Consider the following 1,439-nt stretch of genomic DNA (forward strand, 5'->3'; position numbering starts at 1 on the left):
TGCTCCTTAGAAAGGAGGTGATCCAGCCGCACCTTCCGGTACGGCTACCTTGTTACGACTTAGTCCTAATTACCGATCCCACCTTCGACGGCTCCCTCCACAAGGGTTAGGCCACCGGCTTCAGGTGTTACCGACTTTCATGACTTGACGGGCGGTGTGTACAAGACCCGGGAACGTATTCACCGCAGCGTTGCTGATCTGCGATTACTAGCGACTCCGACTTCATGAGGTCGAGTTGCAGACCTCAATCCGAACTGGGACCGGCTTTTTGGGATTCGCTCCACCTCACGGTATTGCAGCCCTTTGTACCGGCCATTGTAGCATGCGTGAAGCCCAAGACATAAGGGGCATGATGATTTGACGTCATCCCCACCTTCCTCCGAGTTGACCCCGGCAGTATCCCATGAGTTCCCACCATAACGTGCTGGCAACATAGAACGAGGGTTGCGCTCGTTGCGGGACTTAACCCAACATCTCACGACACGAGCTGACGACAACCATGCACCACCTGTTCACGAGTGTCCAAAGAGTTGACCATTTCTGGCCCGTTCTCGTGTATGTCAAGCCTTGGTAAGGTTCTTCGCGTTGCATCGAATTAATCCGCATGCTCCGCCGCTTGTGCGGGTCCCCGTCAATTCCTTTGAGTTTTAGCCTTGCGGCCGTACTCCCCAGGCGGGGAACTTAATGCGTTAGCTGCGTCACGGAATCCGTGGAAAGGACCCCACAACTAGTTCCCAACGTTTACGGGGTGGACTACCAGGGTATCTAAGCCTGTTTGCTCCCCACCCTTTCGCTCCTCAGCGTCAGTTACGGCCCAGAGATCTGCCTTCGCCATCGGTGTTCCTCCTGATATCTGCGCATTCCACCGCTACACCAGGAATTCCAATCTCCCCTACCGCACTCTAGTCTGCCCGTACCCACTGCAGGCCCGAGGTTGAGCCTCGGGATTTCACAGCAGACGCGACAAACCGCCTACGAGCTCTTTACGCCCAATAATTCCGGATAACGCTTGCGCCCTACGTATTACCGCGGCTGCTGGCACGTAGTTAGCCGGCGCTTTTTCTGCAGGTACCGTCACTCACGCTTCTTCCCTGCTAAAAGAGGTTTACAACCCGAAGGCCGTCATCCCTCACGCGGCGTTGCTGCATCAGGCTTCCGCCCATTGTGCAATATTCCCCACTGCTGCCTCCCGTAGGAGTCTGGGCCGTGTCTCAGTCCCAGTGTGGCCGGTCACCCTCTCAGGCCGGCTACCCGTCGACGCCTTGGTGAGCCATTACCTCACCAACAAGCTGATAGGCCGCGAGCCCATCCCAGACCGAAAAATCTTTCCAAACGTTGACCATGCGGCCACGTCTCGTATCCAGTATTAGACGCCGTTTCCAGCGCTTATCCCAGAGTCCAGGGCAGGTTGCTCACGTGTTACTCACCCGTTCGCCACT

1 rRNA gene is annotated in these 1,439 nt (G+C 56.4%); it reads right to left on the reverse strand.

Going from position 1 to position 1,439, the window contains the following annotated elements:
- Positions 1-10: 10 nt before the first annotated feature.
- Positions 11-1,439 (reverse strand): 16S ribosomal RNA (locus tag V6R91_RS36330); the annotation flags it as partial.

The sequence above is a fragment of the Microbacterium sp. CCNWLW41 genome, assembly GCF_037083505.1.